24 protein-coding genes are annotated in these 25,093 nt (G+C 33.9%); 3 read left to right on the forward strand and 21 right to left on the reverse strand.

The features are described from left to right. Positions 1 to 4 precede the first annotated feature (4 nt). The 8 genes from NK213_RS08515 to NK213_RS08550 all read right to left on the reverse strand — a co-directional run bounded on the left by NK213_RS08515 (position 5) and on the right by NK213_RS08550 (position 9,205). Positions 5 to 730, reverse strand: coding sequence for a serine hydrolase (locus tag NK213_RS08515; protein WP_253348490.1), 726 nt, complete (start codon positions 728 to 730; stop codon positions 5 to 7). A gap of 162 nt (positions 731 to 892) precedes the next feature. After that, positions 893 to 2,284 (reverse strand): DKNYY domain-containing protein, encoded by a 1,392-nt coding sequence (locus NK213_RS08520; RefSeq protein WP_253348491.1) that lies wholly within the window; start codon positions 2,282 to 2,284, stop codon positions 893 to 895. A 27-nt stretch (positions 2,285 to 2,311) separates the two neighbouring features. Then, the gene (locus NK213_RS08525) at positions 2,312 to 3,193 is read right to left on the reverse strand and encodes a DMT family transporter (RefSeq protein WP_253348493.1); all 882 of its coding nucleotides are present in this window, start codon (positions 3,191 to 3,193) and stop codon (positions 2,312 to 2,314) included. Between the two features lie 76 nt (positions 3,194 to 3,269). Then, positions 3,270 to 5,336: an ATP-dependent DNA helicase RecG gene (gene recG / locus NK213_RS08530; protein WP_253348494.1), complete on the reverse strand. Its 2,067-nt coding sequence runs from the start codon at positions 5,334 to 5,336 to the stop codon at positions 3,270 to 3,272. 67 nt (positions 5,337 to 5,403) lie between these two features. After that, positions 5,404 to 6,042 carry a hypothetical protein gene (locus NK213_RS08535; protein WP_253348495.1) on the reverse strand — a complete coding sequence of 213 codons (639 nt, stop codon included), beginning with the start codon at positions 6,040 to 6,042 and terminating at the stop codon, positions 5,404 to 5,406. Between the two features lie 35 nt (positions 6,043 to 6,077). After that, positions 6,078 to 6,830, reverse strand: a complete 753-nt coding sequence (locus NK213_RS08540) for a YebC/PmpR family DNA-binding transcriptional regulator (protein ID WP_253348497.1) — start codon at positions 6,828 to 6,830, stop codon at positions 6,078 to 6,080. 134 nt (positions 6,831 to 6,964) lie between these two features. Next, the gene (locus NK213_RS08545; protein WP_253348498.1) at positions 6,965 to 7,906 is read right to left on the reverse strand and encodes a lipopolysaccharide assembly protein LapB; all 942 of its coding nucleotides are present in this window, start codon (positions 7,904 to 7,906) and stop codon (positions 6,965 to 6,967) included. 33 nt (positions 7,907 to 7,939) lie between these two features. Beyond that, entirely contained in the window at positions 7,940 to 9,205 is a 1,266-nt protein-coding gene (locus tag NK213_RS08550) for a tetratricopeptide repeat protein (protein WP_253348499.1), read from the reverse strand. 205 nt (positions 9,206 to 9,410) lie between these two features. Between NK213_RS08550 and NK213_RS08555 the strand changes: the two genes are divergently transcribed. Beyond that, a complete protein-coding gene (locus NK213_RS08555; RefSeq protein ID WP_253348501.1) occupies positions 9,411 to 10,253 on the forward strand; it encodes a hypothetical protein in 843 nt (280 codons plus the stop codon). Between the two features lie 81 nt (positions 10,254 to 10,334). Here NK213_RS08555 and NK213_RS08560 read toward each other — a convergent pair whose 3' ends face one another. From NK213_RS08560 to NK213_RS08585, 6 genes are read right to left on the reverse strand one after another with little or no spacing between them, the layout of a single operon-like run. After that, entirely contained in the window at positions 10,335 to 10,979 is a 645-nt protein-coding gene (locus NK213_RS08560; RefSeq protein WP_253348502.1) for an L-fuculose-phosphate aldolase, read from the reverse strand. 15 nt (positions 10,980 to 10,994) lie between these two features. Further along, complete coding sequence (locus NK213_RS08565; protein WP_256478683.1) at positions 10,995 to 11,501, reverse strand: NAD(P)-dependent oxidoreductase; 507 nt, start codon at positions 11,499 to 11,501, stop codon at positions 10,995 to 10,997. Continuing rightward, a complete protein-coding gene (locus tag NK213_RS08570; protein ID WP_253348505.1) occupies positions 11,449 to 12,477 on the reverse strand; it encodes a PTS transporter subunit IIC in 1,029 nt (342 codons plus the stop codon). Before NK213_RS08570 ends, NK213_RS08565 begins: the two co-directional genes overlap by 53 nt. Before the next feature lie 11 nt (positions 12,478 to 12,488). Further along, on the reverse strand, positions 12,489 to 12,785 hold the full coding sequence (locus NK213_RS08575; protein ID WP_012862969.1) for a PTS fructose transporter subunit IIB: 297 nt from the start codon (positions 12,783 to 12,785) through the stop codon (positions 12,489 to 12,491). Between the two features lie 14 nt (positions 12,786 to 12,799). Then, entirely contained in the window at positions 12,800 to 13,261 is a 462-nt protein-coding gene (locus tag NK213_RS08580; RefSeq protein WP_253348506.1) for a PTS sugar transporter subunit IIA, read from the reverse strand. Between the two features lie 14 nt (positions 13,262 to 13,275). Next, complete coding sequence (locus NK213_RS08585; RefSeq protein ID WP_253348507.1) at positions 13,276 to 15,333, reverse strand: PRD domain-containing protein; 2,058 nt, start codon at positions 15,331 to 15,333, stop codon at positions 13,276 to 13,278. 276 nt (positions 15,334 to 15,609) lie between these two features. Between NK213_RS08585 and NK213_RS08590 the strand changes: the two genes are divergently transcribed. Beyond that, complete coding sequence (locus NK213_RS08590; protein ID WP_253348508.1) at positions 15,610 to 16,971, forward strand: potassium transporter TrkG; 1,362 nt, start codon at positions 15,610 to 15,612, stop codon at positions 16,969 to 16,971. 134 nt (positions 16,972 to 17,105) lie between these two features. Here the strand turns inward: NK213_RS08590 and NK213_RS08595 are convergent, their stop codons facing one another. The 7 genes from NK213_RS08595 to NK213_RS08625 all read right to left on the reverse strand — a co-directional run bounded on the left by NK213_RS08595 (position 17,106) and on the right by NK213_RS08625 (position 24,415). Further along, positions 17,106 to 17,825, reverse strand: coding sequence for a bifunctional 2-polyprenyl-6-hydroxyphenol methylase/3-demethylubiquinol 3-O-methyltransferase UbiG (locus NK213_RS08595; RefSeq protein WP_253348510.1), 720 nt, complete (start codon positions 17,823 to 17,825; stop codon positions 17,106 to 17,108). 281 nt (positions 17,826 to 18,106) lie between these two features. Next, a complete protein-coding gene (locus NK213_RS08600; RefSeq protein WP_253348512.1) occupies positions 18,107 to 19,588 on the reverse strand; it encodes a carboxypeptidase M32 in 1,482 nt (493 codons plus the stop codon). Between the two features lie 178 nt (positions 19,589 to 19,766). After that, on the reverse strand, positions 19,767 to 20,399 hold the full coding sequence (locus NK213_RS08605) for a DUF502 domain-containing protein (protein WP_253348514.1): 633 nt from the start codon (positions 20,397 to 20,399) through the stop codon (positions 19,767 to 19,769). A 15-nt stretch (positions 20,400 to 20,414) separates the two neighbouring features. Next, entirely contained in the window at positions 20,415 to 21,755 is a 1,341-nt protein-coding gene (locus tag NK213_RS08610; protein WP_253348516.1) for an FAD-dependent oxidoreductase, read from the reverse strand. 72 nt (positions 21,756 to 21,827) lie between these two features. Then, positions 21,828 to 22,460: a uridine kinase gene (gene udk, locus NK213_RS08615; RefSeq protein ID WP_253348518.1), complete on the reverse strand. Its 633-nt coding sequence runs from the start codon at positions 22,458 to 22,460 to the stop codon at positions 21,828 to 21,830. Between the two features lie 221 nt (positions 22,461 to 22,681). After that, on the reverse strand, positions 22,682 to 23,539 hold the full coding sequence (locus tag NK213_RS08620) for an AraC family transcriptional regulator (protein ID WP_253348520.1): 858 nt from the start codon (positions 23,537 to 23,539) through the stop codon (positions 22,682 to 22,684). A gap of 111 nt (positions 23,540 to 23,650) precedes the next feature. Then, the gene (locus tag NK213_RS08625; protein WP_253348522.1) at positions 23,651 to 24,415 is read right to left on the reverse strand and encodes an SDR family oxidoreductase; all 765 of its coding nucleotides are present in this window, start codon (positions 24,413 to 24,415) and stop codon (positions 23,651 to 23,653) included. Between the two features lie 134 nt (positions 24,416 to 24,549). On the opposite strand from NK213_RS08625, the gene NK213_RS08630 reads away from it, so the two are divergent. Next, positions 24,550 to 24,972 (forward strand): MerR family transcriptional regulator, encoded by a 423-nt coding sequence (locus NK213_RS08630; protein WP_253348524.1) that lies wholly within the window; start codon positions 24,550 to 24,552, stop codon positions 24,970 to 24,972. Positions 24,973 to 25,093 lie beyond the last annotated feature (121 nt).

Below are 25,093 nucleotides of genomic sequence, written 5' to 3' on the forward strand. Positions count from 1 at the left end.
TCAGTTATTTTTTGTTTCTGATATTTTCGGGAACGGGCTGTTTGAAACTGCTGTCATTCATGCCAAGCGGACTGAAAATTTCTTTTTTTACATATTCGCTGTAAGTTTCCCCTGTTACATCCTCTATAAGTACACCCAAAAGGGCTGATGCATGATTTCCATACGTTATTATCACACCCGGCTCTATGAATCTTTTGGGCATTGTTCTTTCCACAAATCTTCCTAAATCCTGCAATTTTGTGTAGTCCAAAGTTTTCCCGCCTATACTTTTCTGTGTAAAGCCTTCTGTATGTGTGAGTAAATGGCGGACTCTTACAGGCTCTTTATATCCCTTATCACTGATCTTAAATCTTTTCAAATAATCATTTACAGGTGCATCAAGATCAATTTTCCCTTCCTCTGCGAGTTTCATTACAGCGGCGGCTGTGATAAGCTTTGCTATTGATGCTACTCTGAAAACAGAGTCTTCGGCACTGAGATTAGTCTGATTTTCTACATTTCCGTATCCGTATCCTTTTGAAAAAACAATTTCCCCGTTCTGAATTATAACAACTGCAACTCCCGGAATATTATTCTCTCTCATCTCATACTGCATAAATTTATCTGTAAATTCTCTGTATTTATCCTGTTTTTCATCTGCTGTACCAATACTGAAACAAAATATAAATAAGCATAAAATAATTAATACATTTATGTACTTATCAAATATTTTAATTAATTTTCTCCCCATAATCCACACAGACCTCCAATTTTATATCAAAAATAGTTTAGTTATTCTTTTATATTCTAACATAAAACCATATTTAGTTTAATACATTTTGTATTTTACATAAATTTCTGATTACTAAAAAAACTGCTCTGAAAATAAATGTTTTCAAAACAGTTCTTATGATTATTTCCCTATAATATAAGAATCCAGTAATATTTCACTTACATGTTTTATACCTGTAAGCTCTGCCACATCACCTTTATACTCATCCAAAAGAATATAATATTTTTTATTTTCAGGATTATAAAATAAATTTCTTTTTACATTTTCCGTATTATTCAATAATTTTATTTTTTCATTTTCAATCTTTTGAAATTGATATCCTGTATCTTCTCCGCTGTAAAAATAATAACCGTTTTTATCACTGGCAATTTTTAAATATTCATTTTTATTGTAAACCAGCTTAAAAGTATTAGTATCAAATTTTGATTCCATAATACCAAACATTGGAGATATGAAATATATCTTCCCGCCGTTTCTAAATAAACTCCCGCTGTCTAACCACATAAAATCCTGTAACTTAGCGGTTTTCACATCTGAATACGGATCATAATAATAGTTTTCATCATCCAAAATCCAGACTGTATATCTGGCATTCACCGGAATATCTCTTTTTTCTATCTTTGCCTTTGAGTCGTATTCACGAAAAATATAAACCTGTTTTTCATCTCTAAAAACAGTTTTCCCCATGATCTCCGCTTTCCCTTTCAAAGCTTTACTGCTTATTTTCTTTCCGTCATAATATACTCCGTCTTTGCTGTAACCAATGGTAAAAACCATAGGCTCTGTATTCCATAACTTCAAAATCTTGAATCCGTCAATATCTTTTACATTAAGCTTTTTGTTTTTATAATACACATTTTTCACGTCTTTAGCATAATTCTCATCTAATACCTGAAAAGTTTTTTCATCTGCACCTTTTACCTTTTGAAAATCCGGCTCTTTTGAATATTCACCAGAAAAAGTATAAGAATATATTCCATTTTTATCTTTAAAATAATTGTTTTTGATCTGCTCTATACTATTTAGATCAATATTATTGGTATCTACTCTGTCTTCTCCGGAAAAAATTGTCAGATCAGGCATATCATACATCTTACCGTCTTTTAAAACCAAATAGCCTAAATACTTATCCAAAATCACATCTCCGCCGAATCCGCCGAATATTTTCAAATCTTTCAAGACCTCATATGGTTTATCTTTATCATATATACGAACAACATAACTGCCCTCAGGATAACTCGTCCATATATCATCAGTTATTTTATCCATAAGAATATAACCTGTGGAACTCATAACAGCAGCTTTGTATTTTTCACCTTCAGTTTTATTTTCTTTTCCGTTCACATAAAATTTTCCGCCGTTTTCAAGCATATCTCTTTCATTAATAACAGATGTCTTTTCACTTTTCCCAAGATTCAAAACCGTCCCGTCTTTTTCCACATAATATACATTCTCTGCAAACCCGCTCCAAATACATATTACAAATACTAAAAAAATATAAAACCTTTTCATTAATTCTCCTTTATTAAAATACTTTTTCTAATTATTTTGTTTCTTCTTCGCTCCGAACCCCAGTTTTGTCTCTGATACTATAACAGAAAGCAGAATAAGAGCTGCTCCTGCTATTGCTTTTGGTGTCAATACCTCATGCAGTATAAGAAATGATAAAACAGGTGCGAACAATGACTCAGTACATAAAAGTATCGAGGCTCTTGCCGGCGTTGTATACTGCTGACATGTAGTCTGAAGCAGAAAACAAATTCCTGTGGAAAAAATCCCGAGATACAATACTGCCAAAAACTGTGTCTGAGTTACATTCAATGTTATGCTTCCGTTAAATACACATGTAATAAATGAAAATGCAGTCATGGTATACATCTGAACCAGATTCAGTCTTATTGCATCTACTTTTTTTGATAATATTCCGGTAAATGTTATATGACATGCAAAAAACACAGCACAAATCATCGTAAGCACATCACCCTTATTAAGCGAAAAATCTGTACCTGTAAGACTTAGCATACCAATTCCGCCAAGGCACAGTATTGCTGACAAAACAGCAAATATATCAGGTCTTTTCTTATAAAACATCCAGTATAAATACGGCACCAAAACCACATTTACAGCTGTAAGAAAAGCATTTTTAGATGCAGTTGTGTACACCAGACCCACAGTCTGAAATGAAAAACCGAGATATAAAAATACTCCCAGAAGAACTCCTGCCAAAATCTCTCTTTTGCTCACATTACGAATCTCCCTGAAAAAGATCATACTCATAAATATTGATGCAAATGCTGCCCGGAGAAACATCATATAATACGGAGTAATTCCGCCGTCTAAACCTATTTTAGTCGCTATAAATCCTGTACCCCAAATAAACCCTACCAATAACAGCCCTAAATCAGCCGAATACTTTTTCATATTTCTCCATTCTGTAAAATATCATTTTGTTATTTGATACTTACTTCAATAAATCAAACATTGAATTTTATATTTTTTATTTTATCAGATTTTCACCTTCATGAAATTTTCTGTATATATCGCTCTTCAAATATTCATTTTCCACATATCCGTTATTTTCTTCAAGATACTTCAAAACAAAATCCCTTATATACTTTATTTCTTTTATATTTTTTATAATATCTGTAAGAAGAAGATCAGATACCCCGCTTTGCTTCGTACCGAATATCTCTCCCGAGTTTCTTAATTTCAAATCTTCTTCGGCAATTTTGAATCCGTCTATTGTATTTTCCATTATTTCCAGACGTTTTTCAGATATCTCATTAATAGTCTCAGATTCCAGAAAACAGTATGACCTGTATTCTCCTCTCCCTACACGGCCGCGAAGCTGGTGAAGAGAGGAAAGCCCGAATCTCTGCGCATCTCTAATAACCATAATTGTGGCATTAGGCACATTTACCCCTACTTCTATTACAGTGGTAGATACAAGAATATTCAGTTCTCCTTTTCTGAATTTTTCCATTACTTCCTGTTTATCTTTATTTTTCATTCTTCCGTGAATCAGAGCTATCTGCATCCCCTGAAAAATCTCTGAATATTCTTCAAATGTAGATTCCGCAGACTTTACATTGAGTGTCTCGCTCTCTTCTATCAAAGGAGAAACAACATACACCTGTCTTCCTTCTCTGATTTTTTCTTTGATAAAATCATACATTATATTTTTTTCTTCCTGATCCTTGATCCACTTTGTCTTTATCTGCTTTCTTCCGGCAGGTAGCTCGTCAATAACAGAAACATCGAGATCTCCGTATATGGTAAGAGCAAGAGAACGCGGTATTGGCGTAGCACTCATAACTATAAGGTTAGCAAGCTCCCCCTTGTCTCTCAGCAGTTTTCTCTGCACCACGCCGAATCTGTGCTGCTCATCTATTATTATAAGTCCCAGACTGTGGAATATTATATCATTTTCTATAAGTGCATGTGTACCGATAACTATATCCACGAGACCCGCCTCTATTTCTTTCAGAAGCTTTTCCCTCTTCTTTCCTTTGACACTTCCTGTGAGAAGTTCCACACGTACATTAAGATTGTTAAATTCATCCACTATCCCGAGATAATGCTGTGTGGCAAGTATTTCAGTGGGTGCCATTATTGCTCCCTGATAATTATTTTCCACCATATACAAAAGCATAATAAGTGATACTATAGTCTTTCCCGAACCTACATCTCCCTGAATAAGTCTGTTTAGTATCTTTCCTTTTACCAGCTCGTTGTAAATTTCTTTTATTACCTTTTTCTGTGCTTTTGTAAGCTCATAAGGGAGTTCTTTTATAAACTGCTTCACCAGTTCCTTATTATTCTCTATCTTATACAGCCCTTTATTAGCCTTGTCTACTTCAAAACGGCTTTGCAGTATTCCCATTTCCAGCAGAAAAATTTCCTCAAGCATAAACCGCCGCAGGGCTTTTTGCTTCAGCTCCTCACTTTCAGGAAAATGAACATTAATTACAGCTTCTTTCCTTGGAATAAGTTTCTCTTTTTTCATAAGCTCCTCAGGCAGATTTTCCTCAAGCAGATAGCCGAAATTCAGTATAGCTTCGTGTATTATCTTCCGGAGATCTCCCTGTTTTAATGATGAAGTAGATGAATATATAGGAAGTATCTGACTTCCGGGAACCAACGAAACTGCAGCAGCAGTTTTATACTCAGGATTAACTATCTGCATCCTCATTCCCTTTTTCGCCTTTCCGTAAACAATCATCTCATCGCCGATTTTTATATTTTTCTGGACAAATCTGTTATTAAACCATGTAAGTTCTATTACTCCTGTATCATCACCAAGCCAGGCACGGTACATATACCTTCCGCCTTTTATATAATTATTCGCGGCTTTTAGTATTTTTCCCTTTAAAACCACAAATTCATCACCTAAAACTTCGTTTATGTTCTTGCTGTTGCTTCTGTCCTCATAAGCTCTGGGGAAAAAATAAAGGAGATCATATAATGTACGGACATTTAATTTATTCAATTTAGAAACATTGGCTTTCCCCAGTCCTTTTATTTTTAATTCGTCTAAATTTTTAAACAATAAATTATATGTCATTATTCTCACCTTCTTTATTATTTTAAAAACTCCCTAAGAACCTTTTCGTCATTAGAGAGTCTATATTTTATTTGAATTCTTTTTCCAGATAAAACGTCACATAATTAGAGCCGCCATGCACTCCGTTTATCAGACCGAAAATACCGGATCTGTGTGAGATTCCCACGCCTCCGTAAAAATCATCAAGCGGTTCTATTCTTGTGATATCTCTCAGATTCACTGCTATTCCAAATTCCAGATAATTCAGAAAATTAGAATGCTCTTTACCTTCAAAATCAAGATTTTCCTTTTCCAGATAAGGAATCTTATTCGCATAAGACAGACCTTCCAGTACATATACCTTTGTTCTTACATATTTAGACCACGGAAATTTTTTCCATGTAAATTTCACTCCTGCATTATACTGAAAGAAGTCATCCTGATAACCATTCTCCAGATGATATATTAATCCAGCCTGAGCACTGATATCAAGTGATCCGTTCCATATGTTTGTCCATAAATATTTTTCCCCTGATAATCCTACTAATGATGTCTTTGCAGGATCTCTGTTATAATCCCAGTCAATAACCAGATTTTGAAGTGTTGACTTATATCCGTTACCATACATTAATTTAATTCCATATTTTGGCTCATCCGGTTCAAACCCCGAATCCGAAAATGAAACCAAAAAAGCTAAGAAAAATAATCCAATGATTACTTTTTTCATTCTTCCTCCTTATTTTTATCTTTTTCCTATATATTTTAAGCATCTAACTCTGTCATGATTGCATCTGCAATATCAAAATTACTGTATATTTCCTGTACATCTTCATTTTCTTCCAGATCATCATAAAGTTTCATTAGTTTTTTTGCTGTCTCAAGATCGGTAATTTCTATTTCCGTAGCGGGATGCATAGTTACTTCCCCCTCTTCATAGACTAATTTATTAGTATCAAATGCTTCTTTTACTGCATCAAAATCATTGGAATCAGTAATTACCAACCATGATTCCGGCTTTTCCACTACATCTTCAGCTCCGGCATCCAGTGCAGTTTCCATCAGTACATCTTCAGTTATCCCGTCTTTTTTAAATTCAAAAATACCTTTTCTGTCAAATAAAAAAGACACTGACCCTGTTTCTCCCAAATTCCCGTCATTTCTTGAAAAATTCATTCTTACTGTTGATGCAGATCTGTTTTTATTATCTGTAACCACATCTACTAAAAAAGCCACTCCTCCCGGTCCGTATCCTTCATATCTGATCTCCTGATAGTCTACGCCTTCCAGTTCTCCAGTTCCCTTTTTAATAGCTCTTTCCATATTATCCTTAGGCATATTTGCTGCTTTCGCCTTATCCACTGCCAGTCTCAGTCTCGGGTTAAAACCAATATCCCCGCCGCCGAGCTTAGCTGCTATAGTCAATTCTTTTCCTATTCTAGTAAAAACCTTGGCTCTTTGGGCATCCTGTCTGCCTTTTCTATGCTTTATATTAGCCCATTTACTATGTCCTGCCACAAAAATTACCTCCACATTTTTTGATTATTATACCATATTTATAATACTTTGAAAAGATTCCATATACCTGAAAATTAACTGAAAAGTTTTTTTACAGCTAATTTTCGGTAAAAATATGATAATAATTATTTTTATTAAAATTTTATCTTTTCCCAGTTTTCTTTCCCGAGTTCCTGTTTAGCTGCCTTCTCTATTTCATCTGCCTTTTCTTTATTTCCTTCTTCTATATTTATTTTGTAAAGATATGCGTAGGCATCGCCAAGATAGCTGAGATTATTTGCCTTCTTATACATAGGCACTACTTTTTCCAAATATTTCAATGCTTGTTTAAAGTCCCTCTTATAATAATAATTCACACCAGCACCAAAATAATTTTCTGCTTCCTCAGGATCGGCTTTTATACCTTTAAGGTTATTCTTTAGTGCATTGTCAAATTCTTTATCTTCAAAATAAAAATTTGCCAGCTGGCTGTAAAAATATCCTTTATCTAGACCTTTTGAAATAGATGTACTGAGAAAATCCCTTGCTTTTTCCCTCTCACCCTGATCCAGATATGTAAAATAAAGCTGTCTGGCTGCTTTATCAGCCTTCTCATCTACATCGGCTTTTTTATAAAGATTAATTGCCTTTTCCAGATAACTTTCCGCCTTTGCGTATTCTTTCATATTTGAATACATAACACCTGCACCATAGAAATTTCCCGCCATTTCAGGATCTTTTTCTGTTCCTTTTATATAAATTTCCAAAGCCATATCACTTTTATCCTGAATACTGTACAAATAACCAAGTTCATTATATGCAAAACCTTCATTCTCATTTATTTCCAAGGCCTTTTTCAATATAGATTCAGCCTTTTCATAATCTTTATCTTCTATATAATAATATCCTGTCTTAGCTAAATAATACGCCTTATTGAGCGGCTCTTCCCTTCCCATTTTCTCAAGATAAGCCACTGTTTCTTTTATTCCTGATGTTTGATAAATTTTCAGATCTTCAGGTATATCTTCTTCCTTTTTAGTTGTTTCACATGATAAAACCATACATACCAATAATATAATAAAAAATATTTTTTTCATATCTCTCTCCTTTATTTCAATTTTGTATATTATTTATTTTTTCTTTCTTTCCCATTCCATACTTCCAAGATCATTTTTTGCAGCATTTTCTACTTCTGCGGCTTTTTCCCCGTCATTATTTTCTATGGCGGTTTTATATAAAAAAGCATACGTTTCACCTAAATATTCCTTATTATCTGTTTTACGATAAAGCTTTGCCGCTTCTTCAAAATATTTCACGGCATTATCCAGCTCACCTTTATAATAGTAACTTATTCCGGCGCCGAAATAATTCTCCATACTGTATGAATCTGCCTTTATTCCTTCAAGATTATACTTTAAAGCATCACTGAATCTTCTTTCTTTTATATAAAAAGCTGCCAGATGTGAACAAAAATTAGCTTTATTTACATTATTTCCTATTGATGTTTTCAAAAATTCCTCAAGTTCATCTTTTGTTCCCGAATAATTTTTTATATAATAAATTCCGTCATAAGCACGCGCTATTCCGGAATCATTTCCTTCATCACTGTACAATTTCACTGCCTGACGAAAATACTCTTCCGATTTTTTATACTTCTTTGTTTCATAATACAGAACTCCTGCGAGATAATAATTATCAGGATGTTCAGGTTCGTCCCTCATTCCTATATGTATATATCTGAGGGCAGTTTTGCTCATTCCCTGTGCATAATATAACTCGGAAAGCTTTCTGGAAAAAACAGCTTTGTTAATATCCCGCTCAATTGCCCTTTTCAGAAACTTTTCCATTTTTTCATCATCACCAATAGAATCATATGAATAATAAAGCAGTATAACAGCTCTGTTCAGCTGTTCTTCCTTATTTTCCATTTTATACATATTAACGGCTCTTTCCAGATATTCAGCAGCTTTTTCAAAATTATCCATATCAAAATATGAAACACCTGCACCAAAAAACATATCAGGATATTTTTCTTTCAGCTTTGTTCCGGCAAGATAATATTCCAGTGCCTTTGCACTCTGTCCCTGCAAAGTGTAAAGCGCTCCGAGCTTAAGATATACTTCTTCCATTTCAGGATCTTCCGAAAGTGCTTTTTTCAGCATTTTTTCGGCATTCCTGTAATCTTTTTCCTCATAGTAATAATAACCCATCTTAGCATGGTAAAGAGCTTTTCTGCTGCTTTCCACCTTAGTCATATTTTCCAGATATTTTATTGTCTCGTCAATTCCTTTGGAATAATAAATATCATGGTCATAATCTGATATACGTACCAGCGGGCCGCTTTTATACTGTGATGTTATACCTAAAAAAAATAATACCAATAATAATTTTTTCATATGCTGATCCTCTACTTTTTTACTAATTATATCACAACTTTTTAGGATTTTTGAGTATTTAATTAAATTTTTGTTTTAAAATGTTGTTTTATAAGGATAAAGATTTTTTTATTTTCTTCTGTATTTGGTAAATAGATAATATTTTTAGAGTAGATTTTACTTAATTTTTCTTATATAATATAAAAAATTAAAGAGAGGAGTTTTTATGAAAAAAATTATTTTATTATTAGCATTAACTGTTTCTTTTGTTGTATTTGCGGGAGAAAAATACAGCAGAGAATATCTGGACAATCAGGCAAAACAAATTATGGCAGAGGCAAATGAACTTTATCTGTTGGAACGCGGAGCATGGGTAGGTACTGACATGCTTTCTGAAAAATTTCCAAAACAGGTTAAAAATCTCGGTGGTTATGTCACATATCTCTCTGACAACAATACTATAACATCAGTATTTTACACAAAAGACCCTGTCCCGATGACAATTGCCGTTTTTACTTTTGATATTCATGCAAGATTAAGAGATGCGAAAATTGATTCAAAAGAGAGAAAGCTGACTAAACTTGAAAATGAACTTCGTCTGATCCGTGAGAGTGTATATAAAGAGATGAAAAATACATCTTTTTATCAATTTTATTCAAATACATCACCAAATATAATACCTATTATAAAAAATAATGAGAAAAAAGCTTATATTCTAACAGGTCCTTCGCTTGATAATATTCTTATCATGGGCAACGATTTTCTCCTTACTTTTAATGATGACTATACTTTGAAAAATACTGAAGCTTTTCATAACAGTATGGTAGTTCAGAATACGGCACTTCCGGAGATGAAAGATGCTGTTTCTGCAGTGCATACACATGTTAAAGGGAAAAGCGAATTTATCACCCCTACTGATTTGTGTACTTTGAGACTTTATGCTTCCATGCTTAACCTTGAATCATACTCTGTTATTTCTGCTGACTATATTTCTGTATGGGATTTCAAGAAAAATACTCTTACTATTTCATCTATAGAAGACTGGAAAAAGAAATATAATTTGAAATAACTTTATTAACTATAAAAAGCCGGCAGCAAAGTTTTTAATTATCTTTGCCGCCGGCTCCTTTTATTTACAATTATCTAAAATTTATAGTTTTTTCCCGTAAGGTTTAAATTTTTCAAGAAATTCATCCATCTCCTCTGGTTTCAACGGAATCGGCTCACCTACACATTTTGCCTTATAATATAATTCAGCCACAAACTCTGTTTCTTCAGCTGTATCAAAAGCATACTCCACAGTTCCTCCTATTGCCAGCAAACCATGATTTGCAAGAAGGCATGCATTTCTGTCCTCCATTGCTTTAAGTGCCGCCTGTGCGAGTTCTTCTGTACCAAACAGTTCATAAGGAGCACACTTTACATTTTTTCCTGCATATCCTATAAGATAATGAACAGGTTCTATTTCCCAGTGCAGTGTTGCCAATACTCCGGAATATGTGGAATGTGCATGTACTACCGCCCCTACATCATCTCTGTCTCTATAGAATATTCTATGCATAAAATATTCACTTGAAGGTTTTTTATCCCCGTCTACCTGCTTTCCGTATAAATCAAGCACTGCTACATTTTCAGACTTTGTCTCAAAGTAATCTATTCCGCTGGGACTTATTGCCATCAAACCTTCTTCTTTATTATAGATACTTATATTCCCCCCTGTCCCTTTGGTAAGTCCGTGTGTTATCAGTTTTTTCCCGTATTCCACTATAAGTTCTCTCTCTTTTTGTAAAATCATTTTTATATTTCCCTCCTATAATTTAAAATTTTCTGCTGCTTTTTGATTTATTATCATATCCATTTTTCCATTATTCAAAAATTCGTTCATTTCATTCACAAGAAGTTTTGGCGCCTTTGGTATTGCATCTACAGTATCTCCTGCTATATGTGTAGTCAGGGTAACATTATCCAGCTTTAATATAGGGTGATTCTCAGGAATCGGTTCCTCCCAGAATACATCTAATGCTGCTCCTGCTATTTTCTTTTCACCAAGAACCTTTATCAGTGCTTCCTCATCTAGTATTCCTGCCCTTGCTGTATTTATCAGATAGGCATTTTCTTTCATAAGCGACAATAACCCCATATTAACGAAGTTTTTTGTCTGATCTGTAAGTCTGATATGCAGTGATATAATATCAGAGTTTTTGAACAACTCTTCCAGTGATACCAGCTCCACATCCCCAAGTCCTTCTTTTTCCAGTTTTTCCTTATCCAGAAACGGATAGTGTTTTATTCCCCGGAAGAAGAAATGACGCTGCAAGTATTATAGGAATTAACATTATTCCTGTAATCAGCGTGGCAGGCTCTCCATATCCCGCTGCATCATTTATCGCGAGATACCATTCTCTTGATTTTCCTCCGGCTTTCGCTGTTCCTCTTGATGCTTCAGTCAGAATCTGAAATGCTGAGGCAAATATTCCTGCTACTTTTGGAAAAATAGCCAAAACTGCCGCTGTACTTATTCCCACTGTTGCAATTTCTCCCCATGAAGCCAGCTGTCCCAAATCTTTAAGATTTCCGAGAATTCCAAGAAAAAGTCCGAGAATCAACCCTAAAAACATAGGTTCCCCAAGCAGTCCGAGTCTTTTTTTCAGATTTTCCGGATCAAGCTTTATTTTATTGGCTCCGAGTTTATTTAATATCCAGTCCATAACTATAGCATAAGGTACTGATTCAATATGATGCGGTGCTGTTATTGTACAATTCGGATATCCGTAATATTTTGACCATCTTTTCTGGACAACCTCGGCAAGAAGCAGTGTATAAAGGTTCATTACAAGCATACAGCCAAGTGACAGCCAGAGATTCCCTGTTACAAAGTAGAGCATTGAACCCCAAAGCATGTATGAGTAATTATTCCAAAGATCTCCGGGCATGAATATATTTGTCCATTTAAGGAGAAATAACACAGCCTGAAATAAAAGACCCAGCCCTACAAAGATCATTCCTATTTTGGTAGAATATCCCACTATTGCCGAAGCCTGCCATCCTGTGTCTATAACCGGCAGATTTATTCCTGTGATATCTACCATTTTCTGTACTGTAGGAACTATTACAGGAATATAAGCCCCTATAAGCATATTAAATCCTGTAAGACCAACACCGGCAAGCAGTGCAGAATTAAATGCTTTTTTGACATTTACTTTCATTATCAGTGCTATTATAAATAAAACTGCCGGAACAAATATTGCAGGCCCAAAGGTGTCAAAAATACTTTTCAAAGTCTGAAAAAACATAAAAATCCTCCTTATCCTTTAGAATTCAAAATTGTCAGTACTTCCTCAATAAACTCTTCTTCGCCGAAACCGGTAAGAAATCCCATTGCACTTACTATAGGAACTCCGTAAACATCTTTTATCGGGCATGTATAAGCAATAAAGTCAAAGCTTCCCGATCCAAGAGCTGTTTCTATTCCTCCGGGATTTACCTCTGTGGCATTTACATTAAACCCGTGTTTCCCCAAATGTTCTTTTATTTTTGCAGAAAGCATTGAAGAAGTAACAGTACCTGAACCGCATACTGATAAAACGTTGATTTTAGCCATGATTCTCACTCCTTTTATTTTATTTCGTTTAAAAAACTCAGTAATTCATATACTTCATCTATAGAAGCAGCATTTTTTACATTTAATAATAATTCATGATTTTCAATAACTGTTACCAGCTTCTGGAGAAAATCTATCTGCATATCAGGATTATTAATTGCTATCATTATTATTACAGAAGCCTCTACCTTCTGCGCCGGTTCTCCCATCATGCAGAATTCCACGGGATTTTTCAGTACCGCAACAGCAATCTTAGGTTCATTTACATGTTCTCCCGTAGTATGCGGAATTGCTATGCTTATATTTCTGCATAATATTCCTGTGGGAAACTCCTTTTCCCTGTCTACTATTGCCTGTGGATAGGTCTCTTTTACTATATTTTCCGCAAGCAGTTTCCCGCCCATATATTTTAGTAAACTGTCCCTGCTGTTCTGTTCCACGTTTAATTCTATAAAATTTTTGTCTAGTAGTCTCACTTTTATCTCTCCTTCTAAATTTCAGTATACTTTTTTATAAGGCTGAAAACTGCTTCACTATCCCGGATATTTTCCATTTCCTTCAAAAACTCAGTATTTTCCGAAAGTTTTAATATGTCCTCAAATGATCCTGATAATTCGGCTTTTGAATGACAGGATATAGCAAGTATGTTTCTTACCATATACATTCCCGGAAATTCCACAGGAATTTTTTTTCTTAAAAATGCAATTCCTGTCCTGAATACATTATTTTGCCTCTCTGCATGCAAAAGTATAAATTCATTTTTCAAAACCATATAAACTCCGTTTTTATTTATGTTGCCGATTATATTGTCTATGTATCCCTCATTTATATAACCGTTTTTCAGCAAAATCCCGCCGGCTGTATTAACAGTTTTGATCCAGTCTGCTTCTTCGTCTGAAACCATTATATTTTCCAGTGTCAGAAAGCTGCTGAGTCTTTCTTTGGAGGTATATCCGCCGTTTTCCCTGTCATCCAGAATTTTCCCTCCAAACTTATTTATCAATGAATCCCCAAGATTTTCCATATTTTGAAAATTTTCCGAACTTCTTAGTATTTCCAATATTTCAGTCAGTTTTATTTTTGACACTCTCTTATTTACTCCTGCATCCCGAATACTCTTCCTGTCTGAATCAGATAAAACCACTCCCACTTTTATTATATTTATATTTTTTTTTATGATTTTTTTCTCTATATCTATTGTGGAAATAATCAGGTCTATATTGGAAAAATCATACTCAAACACTTTGTAATACGGTATTAATTCTGCTATCTCTATGTTATATTCAGCCGAAAGCTGCTGTGACAAAAGATTTGACGTAGCGTATCCCGTACTGCACACAAGAAGTATTCTGTATATCTTCACCTGTTTTTCCTTTGCCCTTTCTATAGCCAGCTTAAAGTGGACTGTAAATAATGCAGTTTCTATATTGCTTATTTTGCATCCTATATAATTTTCCAGTTCTGTCAGACTTTTTCTCACTGTTTCCAAAAGCTCTTTTTCTGTGCTGATTATCTCTTCCAAAACAAGACCGGGAAAGAATATATTGTTTTTTATTCTGTATATTGTAGGTTTTATATGGTTTAGAAGTCCCTCATAAAGAAGCTCGTCTTTTGTTATTTCTATTTCTGTATTTTTATCTACTTCATTTATTATCTTTCTTACAAGCAGTTCTGTTTCCACCCAGTTTTCATAAAATGAATAGTCAAAATTATATGTATGGCTTCCCAGAAGGTAATCCACTATTTTCAATACTTCATTTTTATGAATTGATATTTTGTACTTATTTTCCAGCTGATTTATCGAATTACTGACTACTTCATATTCTTTAGTCAAAAGAAGATACTCGTTTAAAATCTGTTTTTCCTGTGTATGGTTTCCTGTCTGAAGTCTTTTTACAAGTATCATGATGTATAAGACCAACACTTCATGTGCTTCGTTTGATACTATTTTGTCAAGACAGCTGCTCAAATTTTCCACATATTTATATAAATTCTCGGTATCTATATTCTTTTTGTAATCTATCAATATTTTTTTTATTTCAAATTTCAGAAAATCAGGAATTGTTTCTGTATTATTTCTGCTATAGTCTATATTGTAGTCTACATAGTATTTCAGCTGTTTTTGACGGATTTTTTCCTCATCGCCGGTCAGTAAAAAACCTTTCTTTTTATCAAAATGCAAAACCAGTTCTTTGGCTTTTATCTCCTCCCTCAGGATTTTCAGATCCTTTTTTATTGTGAGCTCACTGACTCCCAGCTCAAAAGCAAATTTTTCCGTTGTAAGTTTCTCAAATGTATTGAATAATATTCGCGCTGTTATAAATTCCGTCCGTTCCCTTTCAGAAAATTTATAATCTGTTATCTCCATATTCTTCAAAAAACTTTCAAGTTTAAAACCTTTTTGAAACCTTAGATATTTATTATCTTCTATAGTGGGCAGCTTATATTTTTTCAGATAATGATTCAGGTTTTTTATGTCGTATCTTATTGTTTTCGGGACAGTGTACAGCTTTTCACTTAAAAATTTTACGTCGGTGTCCTTATGCACATTTAATATATCCAGTATTTTTATATGTCTTTCATTCAGAATATTACTCCCCTCCTTTTTTCCAGTACTATATGTTTACCATGGAAATTTTTATTTACAAGTAAAGTAAAGTCCTGAAAAACGGTAAATATTTATCCTATTCAAAAAATCTCCCCTGTTTTTCAGCAAAAAGTAACAATCCGCGGGAACTGCTCAGTATGATTTTTATTAAGAATTGAAAAGTATTGGATTTCATTGTATAATATTAAAAATTAAAATCAACACTGGAGGAAATTAGTGGCAGAAAAGAAAAAAAGAATGTCTGTGTATTCTGTTTTAATACTTTCATTCTTTTTCATAATTATTATAGGAACTATATTACTCAGTCTCCCTGTAGCAAGTTTTCCCGGGAAAAGACCTTCTGTGATAGACTCATTATTCATCGCTACTTCGGCTGTAACTGTAACTGGTCTTGTAATCACTGATATAAATTACACATTCACTCTATTTGGAAAAACAGTCTTAATTATACTTGTCCAGCTTGGCGGATTAGGGGTAATGACTTTTTCATCTGTAATAGTATTGTTCCTGACCCATAAAATAGACTATACTGCAAAAAAAATCATACAAAAGGATCTTAATTACAATACACTTTTTAATATACAGTCTTATATAAAAAACCTTATAAAAATAGTATTTCTAATAGAATTTATCGGCGCATTCTGTTTATTTTTTGTTTTCATAAAAAAATTCAGCTTTTTAAAAGCTGTTTACTACGCAGTATTTCATTCAATATCTGCATTTTGTAATACGGGATTTTCGCTGTTCCCCGGCAGTCTCAGCGAATACAGAACTAATATTCCCATAAATCTCATTATTCCAATGTTAATAACTCTGGGAAGTCTGGGTTTTACCACACTAAACAGTATTTATACACTGCTTTTTCCAAAATTTAAAAGTGATAAAAAGAGAATCCGTCTTACTCTTACTGCCAGATTATCTGTTATAGTATCACTTATTCTTATTATTTTGGGAACCGTTTTAACACTTTTAATTGAAATGTCAAATCCTGATACACTGAAAAATTTTGTTTTTCACGATAAGCTTCTGCTCTCATTTTTTCAGAGTGTCAGTATTAGAACAGCCGGTTTTCAGACCCTTGATTTGATACATATGAGAAAGCCTACTCTTATATTTTATATGATACTTATGTTTATAGGCGCTTCTCCGGGTTCTACGGGCGGCGGAATAAAAACAACAACAATTGCCGTAATTACACTTGGTGTTTATACTACACTTTCACACAGAAAAAACATCGAATTTCATAAGAGGGAGATAAGCTGGGGAGTATTTAACAGAGCAATTGCAATAGTTTTTATATCTATAATTTATATTTTTGTTATTGTTTTTACTTTGAGTTATATAGAAAAAAATCAAAAATTTATCCTTCTGCTTTTTGAGGTGATTTCTGCTTTTGGAACAGCTGGTTTGTCATTGGACATAACTCCGGTACTTACGCCTATTTCAAAAATATTAATTTCTCTTACTATGTTTCTTGGAAGAGTGGGACCGCTTACTGTTGCAATGGCACTTACCATGAAGCGCAGAAAAAAAGGAACATACAGCTACCCTGTTGATAAAATTCAGATTGGATGCTGATTTATTAAAAAAAGGAGCTGAATTAAAACGGCAGTTATCAGAGATTAGCTTACCGGTATTGCGTAAATAAAATCCGAAGAAATACTGTTTTAATTCAGCTCCTCTATATTTATATTTTTTTATGGTTCTTTATTTTAATTTTTCACAAAAACAAATACACTCTGTAAAGACTGGTCATTCCACTCTTCTTTTTTAAATGAAGAATATACACTTTCCAAAGTAAATCCTTCTTTTTCAGCAAGAAATATAAGCTCATCCTTTGTAAGCGAATAAAGCTCCTGATGGGATTCTATATCTCCGTCAGGCATTTTAAGTATTGTATGAAAGTCTATTATTCTGCTGTTTCCGTGTCTGTGATAATTTCTTATAAATTCTATATCTTCATTTTTTATTGTGGGAAGAAAATTTATATTTTCATTAAGTATCCGGTTGTAATTAATAATCTGCACTACTAGTTTTCCGTTGTTCTGCATAACTGAATTCAGTTCTCTAAGTGCTTTTTTTATTTTATTGGTAGAAGTCAGATGTACAAGTGAATTTCCTATGCAAAATACAGCATCAAATCTCTCCCTTTTGAATACACTGCTTAATTCCAGCATATTCCCGAATATGAATTTTATATTTTTCCTTTTATCAAATTTTTTCTCTGCTTCTTCGAGCATTCCTTTATCCAGATCCACTCCTGTAATATCTCTATCATGAGTAAGCAGTGCATCTGAATATTTCCCGTCTCCGCATGCCAGATCCAGTATTTTCTTTTTCCCGTTGAATTCTTCCTCAAGAAATTTCACCGCAACCGGATTCAAAGGAAAAATTTTGCCATAATAAATGCTTATATCCTTGTAGAAGAGCATTTATCCACCTCCTGATTTATTTTATGTATAGAACATTCTTTGCAATAAAAAACTGTTTTCTCCCATTCTATTACTGAAAAGTTCAAAAGATTATAATCTCAGCAATAGCATTTTCATATATTAATCAATCTTTTTTACATACTGTTTTCTGTAATAGTCTGCTAAAAACTATTCAGATTTTTCTATATTCTCACATATCAAAATGAAATCATTAAAGTAACACTGTCAGTATCTAACATTCTGTCCGTTATCTCTGACTTTTTCAAAATTTATATATTATTTTAATTGCAAAGTACATAAAGCTTGCCGTACTTTTCTCTTAAATAATTTATATAATAGTTAGGATTAAACTTTTCCTTCGTAGTGTCCATTATCAGCTCTTCAGGATTTTTATATTTACCATACTGATGAATATTTTCTCTCAGATAGGCATTTATTTTCTCAAAACTTCCGCTTTTCAATTCTTTGTCCACATTGAATTCACTGCACATAGCGTGATAAAACTGGCTTGCGTAAGCACTTCCAAGAGCATAAGATGAAAAATACCCGAATGATCCTCCGGACCAGTGGACATCCTGTAATATACCCTCTTTAAAAGTCTCAGGTCTCACTCCCAGATACTCCTCATATTTATCAGCCCATTTTTTAGGCAGTTCATTCACATCTACCTCTGTTTCAAATATCTCTTTTTCCAGCTCGTAACGTATAAGCACATGGATAGGATAAGTAAGCTCGTCTGCTTCTATTCTTATCAAAGAAGATTTTGAATCATTTACTATTCTGTAAAAACTTTCAAGTGTGATATCTCCCAGTTCCTCAGGAAATTTTTCCTTTAATTTAGGATACAAAGGAATCCAGAAATTCAGATTTCTTCCAAACATATTTTCATACATTCTTGACTGTGATTCATGCACTCCCATTGAAGTCCCCTCACCCAGAATGGTTTTGGAAATTTCATCTTTTATATTCTGTTCGTATATAGCATGTCCGCCTTCGTGTATTGTAGAAAACACAGCGCTTAAAGGGTCACTTTCATAATAGTGTGTAGTTATTCTTACATCTTTATTATCAAAATTCAGTGTAAAAGGATGTTCGCTTTCTTTGATTACACCCTTTGAAAAGTCAAATCCAATATACTCTGCAAGAAATTTTGCAAATTCTTTTTGCTTATCTATACTAAAAGTACCTTTTAATTTATTTTCGCCTTTATTTATTGTATTTATCTTTTTTATCAGAGGTATTAGCTCCTGCTTTATTTTCTTGAAAAACTCATCGGTTTTTTCCACTGTCATTCCTTCTTCGTAGTCGTCAAGAAGTGTATTATACGGATGATCCTTATATCCTCTGTATTTTATAAACTTTTTATTAAAGTTAATTATTTTCTCAAGATATGGTTTGAATATCTCGAAGTCATCGGCATTTTTAGCTTCTTCCCATTTAGCTGTGGCTTCTACTGTAAGCTGTGAATATTCTACATAGTCCTCTTTTGGTATTTTTTCCAGCTTTTCAAAATCTTTTCTGAGAGTTGTTATTACTTTTTTATCAAGATCTGATAAAGGCTCTGTATCTATATTATAAAGCATATTTTTAAATTCATCGTTTATTATCAGGCTGTAACTTTCTGCACTCAAAAATCCCATTGTTGCGGCTATTTTCTCCAGTGCCTTTTTGGGTGCTTCTGTTTCCAGATCCCAGTGCAGCAATGCTATTGCATGGTCAAACGCCTTTTTTTTCTCTAATATTTCGAAAATCTTATCTTTCATGCCAACCTCCATATATTTAGTCTTTTAATTCTTTATACCCCGTTATTCATATAGTATAGCAGTATTATTTTAATAAGTACAGCATTTATATTTTCACTGTAAAACGTATTTAAAAATCTGGTTTTTTTGAAAAAAAATGACCTTTATCCAACGGGATACAAGTCATTCTTCTTTTCATTTAATTACTTTCCTTATTTTTAACATACTTTTGCAAATATTCTTCTATCAGCACACTTGACCCCGAACCGCCGGACAGCACTGTTCTCATTGTGTTTTCCACACCCTCTTCCAAAGGATACACCCGTTCTCTCGGCACATGGTATATAAATCCAGAAGTAGGATTAGGTGCTGTGGGACAGAAAATAGTTACATAATCTTCATGATCGTCATCACTTACTATACCTGTCATTAAAATATCATTATTATACAGTTTGAATAAAACTACTTTTGAGAAAGGTCTTGTTTTACGTTCAGTAGAAAGTATCTGACCCAATGCTCCTTTTACCATATTATAGCCGGGAATTTTTGCAAGAAGTTTTACTTCTATATTATTATGAATCCAGTTCCCCACTTTGGTTTTTACAATAAGTCCCACGCAGAAGCAAATCAGTATTACTATTACCACTGCTATTATTACCGGAAGTATTCTGACATCTATTATAAACATAGATACCAGCTTCGTTACAGGACTTATATACTTTATTATAAAGTTCACCACAATGCTGAATATCCATAATAACAGAGCTATTGGAAGAATTACCAAAAGCCCTCCTATTATTGATGTAATAAAAAAATTCTTTAACCTTTTCACTTTTTGATTTCTCCTCTATTTAATTAATTTTCTGTATGCTACTAAAAGGGGATTCCATACGCTTGAATTAGTAGGAGAATAAGCAAAGTCTATTTCTATAAATCTTTCCACAGGTATTTCAAAATTTATTACTATTGCTATCTGATCCAAAAACTGCGCCACTGCCTCATATCCGGTTACTGTTCCTCCCAGAAGTACTTTTCTGTCTTTATCATATATCATTTCTACTTTATTCGGTTTAGAATCTTCAAAATCCGAATTCTTTGTCATGGCTCTCATTTCCAGCCTGTCTGCATTATATCCGTATCTTTTCGCTTCATCAAGTGTAAGTCCTGTCTGTGCGATTTTTATTTCATAAAAAGACGATGCGTAGCTTCTAAGTGCTCCTCTCCATGACACGTCTTCCCCTGACAGATATTTCGCCAGAATCATACCTTCTTTATTTGCTACATCTCCGAAAGGAGCGTACAGATATTCATTTGTAAGTATATTTCTGGTATATATGGCATCTCCAAGAGCATATACATCTTTAACATTTGTTTCAAATTTGTCATTTACTATTACTTTTCCGTTCTTTGTTTCAATACAACTGTTTTCTATGAAATCTATATTTGGTGTTATCCCTATACTGAACAGGACTATATCAAAGCTCACTTCTTCGCCGCTTTCCAATACAAGTGCCGTAGCTTTTCCACCTTCGGATTTTACCTCTGTAACTCCTGAATTCAGTTTCAGTTCCACGCCTCTTGCTGCCATTTCTTTAATTATAGGCTCTTTCATCCCACTGCTTACTGTAGGAAGGATATCTCCCATTTTTTCAAGTATTGTTACCTCAAGTCCTCTTGTTTTAAATGCTTCGGCCATTTCCATTCCGATAAAGCCTCCGCCTACGACTATTGCTTTTTTTATATCATTTCTTGTATCAAGAAATTCTTTGATTTTCTCTGCATGCACAGCATGTGAAAGTGTAAATACATTTTCCAGTCCTTCTTTGTATCCTTTTATGTTAGGCACAAAAGATTTTCCGCCAAAAGCCAGAATTAACTTGTCATATTGAAAGGCTCCGCTTATTTCGGCTCCTTCAATTGTAAGTTCCTTATTTTCAAAGTCGACTTTCTTTACTTCATGATTTACCAGAACATTCAAACCTCTTGCTCTGAATTCATCAGGTGTTCCCAGAACAACACTTCCAAATCCCAGTTCACCTGCAATATAATATGGTGTAGGACACCCTGCCCAAGCCACATATGGTGTTTTTTCAAAAATAAATATTTCGTCACCGGGATTCATTTTTTTATACTGTGTAGAGAACATCATACCTGCTGCTCCTCCACCAATTACTGCTATTTTTGCCATGTATATCGCTCCTTTTATTTATGATTGAATTTCTTACATTTGTTACAAAAATCTATATCCTATAAAATTATATTACATATTTGACAGTAAATGCTTCAGTCTTGTTGCTACCATTTTGATACCGATCTTATTATTACCTCCACGGGGAATAATAACATCAGCGTATCTTTTACTGGGTTCTACAAATTCCAGATGCATTGGTTTTACGGTTTTTCTATATTGATCCTTTATGTTGTCAAAGCTTCTTCCGCGTTCTTTCATATCACGTTCGATCCTCCTCAGAAGTCTCTCGTCATCATCAGTATCTACAAAAACTTTCACATCAAAAAGGCTTCTTAATTCTTCAAGCGTAAATAATAATATACCTTCTACCACTATTAATTTCGAAGGTCTTACTACTTCCACCTCACTTCTTCTATTATAAATTTTAAAATCATAAATAGGTTTTTCTATTTCATGCCCTGCGCTTAATTCTTTTATATGCTGAATTAACAGCGGAAAATCAATCAAATCAGGATGGTCATAGTTCAGTTCCACCCTTTCAGAGAATGAAAGATGATCGTTTTTTACATAATAAGAGTCCTGTTCCAGTAATACAGGTTTTATTTCATAATTTTTCAGGTACTCAAGAATGTAATGTGCCACACTGGTCTTCCCTGAACCGGTTCCTCCCGCTATTCCTACTACTATTGATTTAGATTTCATAATACCTCCATTATATTTAGTATATAATATATGAGGTATGTTTTCAATGTTTTATTTACTATTTTTACAGTAAGATTTCCGGCACTTCCGGAGCCTGACTTCTAAGATTATTATACACCCTCCTGCTTTGTTTTTCCTTTATATAACAAAAAATCCGGCAATAAAACAAAAACCGGATTTTATAATTTTTTATGATACTTATTAGGTGCTTCATGCCTGCTTTATACTTTTACCACCGGAACCCATATTTCAGTGATATAATTTTCATCAGTTATATCACCGGACGGATATAATTCAAAGTCCGGTTTATTGTCATGCTTATACTCAGCTCCTGTAAGTACCTCTTCATAGATTTGTTTTGTCATAGACTGGACAGATTCGGGCAGTTTTCCCTTTGCTTCAAAAATCATCCATTCTGCTTCTGGAATCATATACTCCTGAAAATTCCCTTCTGCTCTGGAATTACTGCTTACACAAATCATATAGTCGTATCCTGTCCCTGTTCCATGAGGTATACATAACCCCAGAATCCCTTTCAGTTCCCCGTCCATTTTAGTGCAGATTTCTTCACACTCCCGGGAATTGTTAAATTCATTCCAGAATTTCGGTATATTTTCCATACCTTCTTCTACATTTTTATATGTACGTTTTACTCCAATTACCCTGAATTGCTCTTTTTTCATAATTTTATTTTTCATTTCTTTTCCTCCTTTAATTATCATGGAGAAATGTAACTTTGGATAAGTTTTTAATTCATTGCTTCTCACTCTGCCGTCCTTTGGAGAAATTCCGTGAAAATTTTTGAAAGCTTTAGAGAAAGCGTCTGCCGACTCATAGTTATATTTGAATGCTATATCTATTATTCTCATGTCTGTTTCCCTTATATCCACAGCTGCTTTTGAGAGTCTGCGGTTTCTTATATATTCGCCGAAAGTTACTCCCGAAATTACAGAGAAAACCCTTTGTATATTATATTCGGAACATACGCATATCTGAGCGATCTTTTTTATTTCCACTTCATTTTCAAGATTATTTTCTATATATTCCAAAGCTTTGTTTAAAGTGCTTATCCAGTTCATTTCTTTCTCCTTTGTAATAATTATAGTATATTCAGAAATATAATGTATGTCTTATTATGCCCGGTTTTGAAGGAATCGAAATCAATATTTCCGATACAAAGTTTCTGCATATTACAGCATCATTCCGCCGGATGCTTCAATACGCTGTGCATTTACCCAGCCCATATCATCTGTACAAAGGCTGGCAACAACCCCGCCGATATCTGTAGCTTCTCCTATTCTTCCAAGTGCAGTCTGTGCTCCTATCTGGTCTTTTATTTCCGGATGCTTAACATATCTGTCACCGCTGAACTCTGTATTAATTGCTCCCGGAGCTACCGTATTTACTCTTATTCCTCTTGCCCCCAGTTCTTTTGCCATATATTTAGTCAGTATCTCTACAGCACCTTTCATTGCTGCATATGCCCCTGACCCCGGAACTGTAAAACGTGTCAGCCCTGAGGAAATATTTACTATTCCTCCGTCGTCTGCAAGAACAGAAAGCAGTTTCTGTGTCAAAAAGAATACTCCTTTAAAATGTACATTCATTAAGCTGTCAAACTGTTCCTCCGTGAGTTCTGCAACAGGTGAATATATTCCAAAACCTGCATTATTTATTAAAAAATCAAAATGTTTTTTCCCCCATTTTTTCTCCAACACTTCCAAAAATTGTAATTTAAAATTTTCAAAAGAAGATATATTCCCGGCATCAAGCTGTAATGCAGCTGCCTTCCCACCGATTTTTTCTATCTCTGCCACTGTTTCATCCGCTTTTTCCTTTTGTGAGTTATAAGTAATTACTACATCTATTCCTTTTTTCGCAAGGGATATGGCAGAATCTCTCCCGAGTCCTCTGCTTCCGCCTGTGACCAGTGCTATTTTTCTTTGTTTATCCATAAAATTTCACTTCCTTTTCAGATTATGTAATAAATCACTTGAAAATATTCTAAATGTGATTTATATTAATACTAACACTTAGAGATATATCTAAGTCAAGTATTTTTTTATAAATTTTAAAGGAGGTTTTTCATTTGACTTATTCTATTAATGAAGTAGCAGAAAAATTCGGAATTTCAGCGCATACCATCCGGTTTTACGAGAAGGAAGGTGTTCTTCCGTTTGTTTCCAGAAGCAAGTCCGGGCATAGAGTATTCACTGAGGGTGACCTGACTTTGTTCAAACTTATCTGCTGTCTGAAAGATACAGGTATGCAGATCAAAAACATAAAAAAATATATTGATATGTGTATGTCAGGTACTTCTACAATAAGCAGCAGAAAAACTATGCTTTCCAAACATCGGGAAACGATAATCAGACAGATGGAAATCCTGAAAGAAAATCTGGATTTAATTGATTCAAAAATTGAAATCTATGAATCGCCTGATGCTGTGGAGATTGTCAGTGAAATGCTTGCTCATGCGGCTGAGGAGAAAAATAAGAATAAACTGATATAGAATTATTACTTTCAATACTAAAAAATCGACTTTAAAAGTAAATCTGGGAGTGTGCAAGAAAGTCTGTAAATTAAATCTGATATAATAAAAGATTTGTTTTTCATATATTGATTTATCTATT

This window comes from Sebaldella sp. S0638 (genome assembly GCF_024158605.1).
Lineage (GTDB): Bacteria > Fusobacteriota > Fusobacteriia > Fusobacteriales > Leptotrichiaceae > Sebaldella.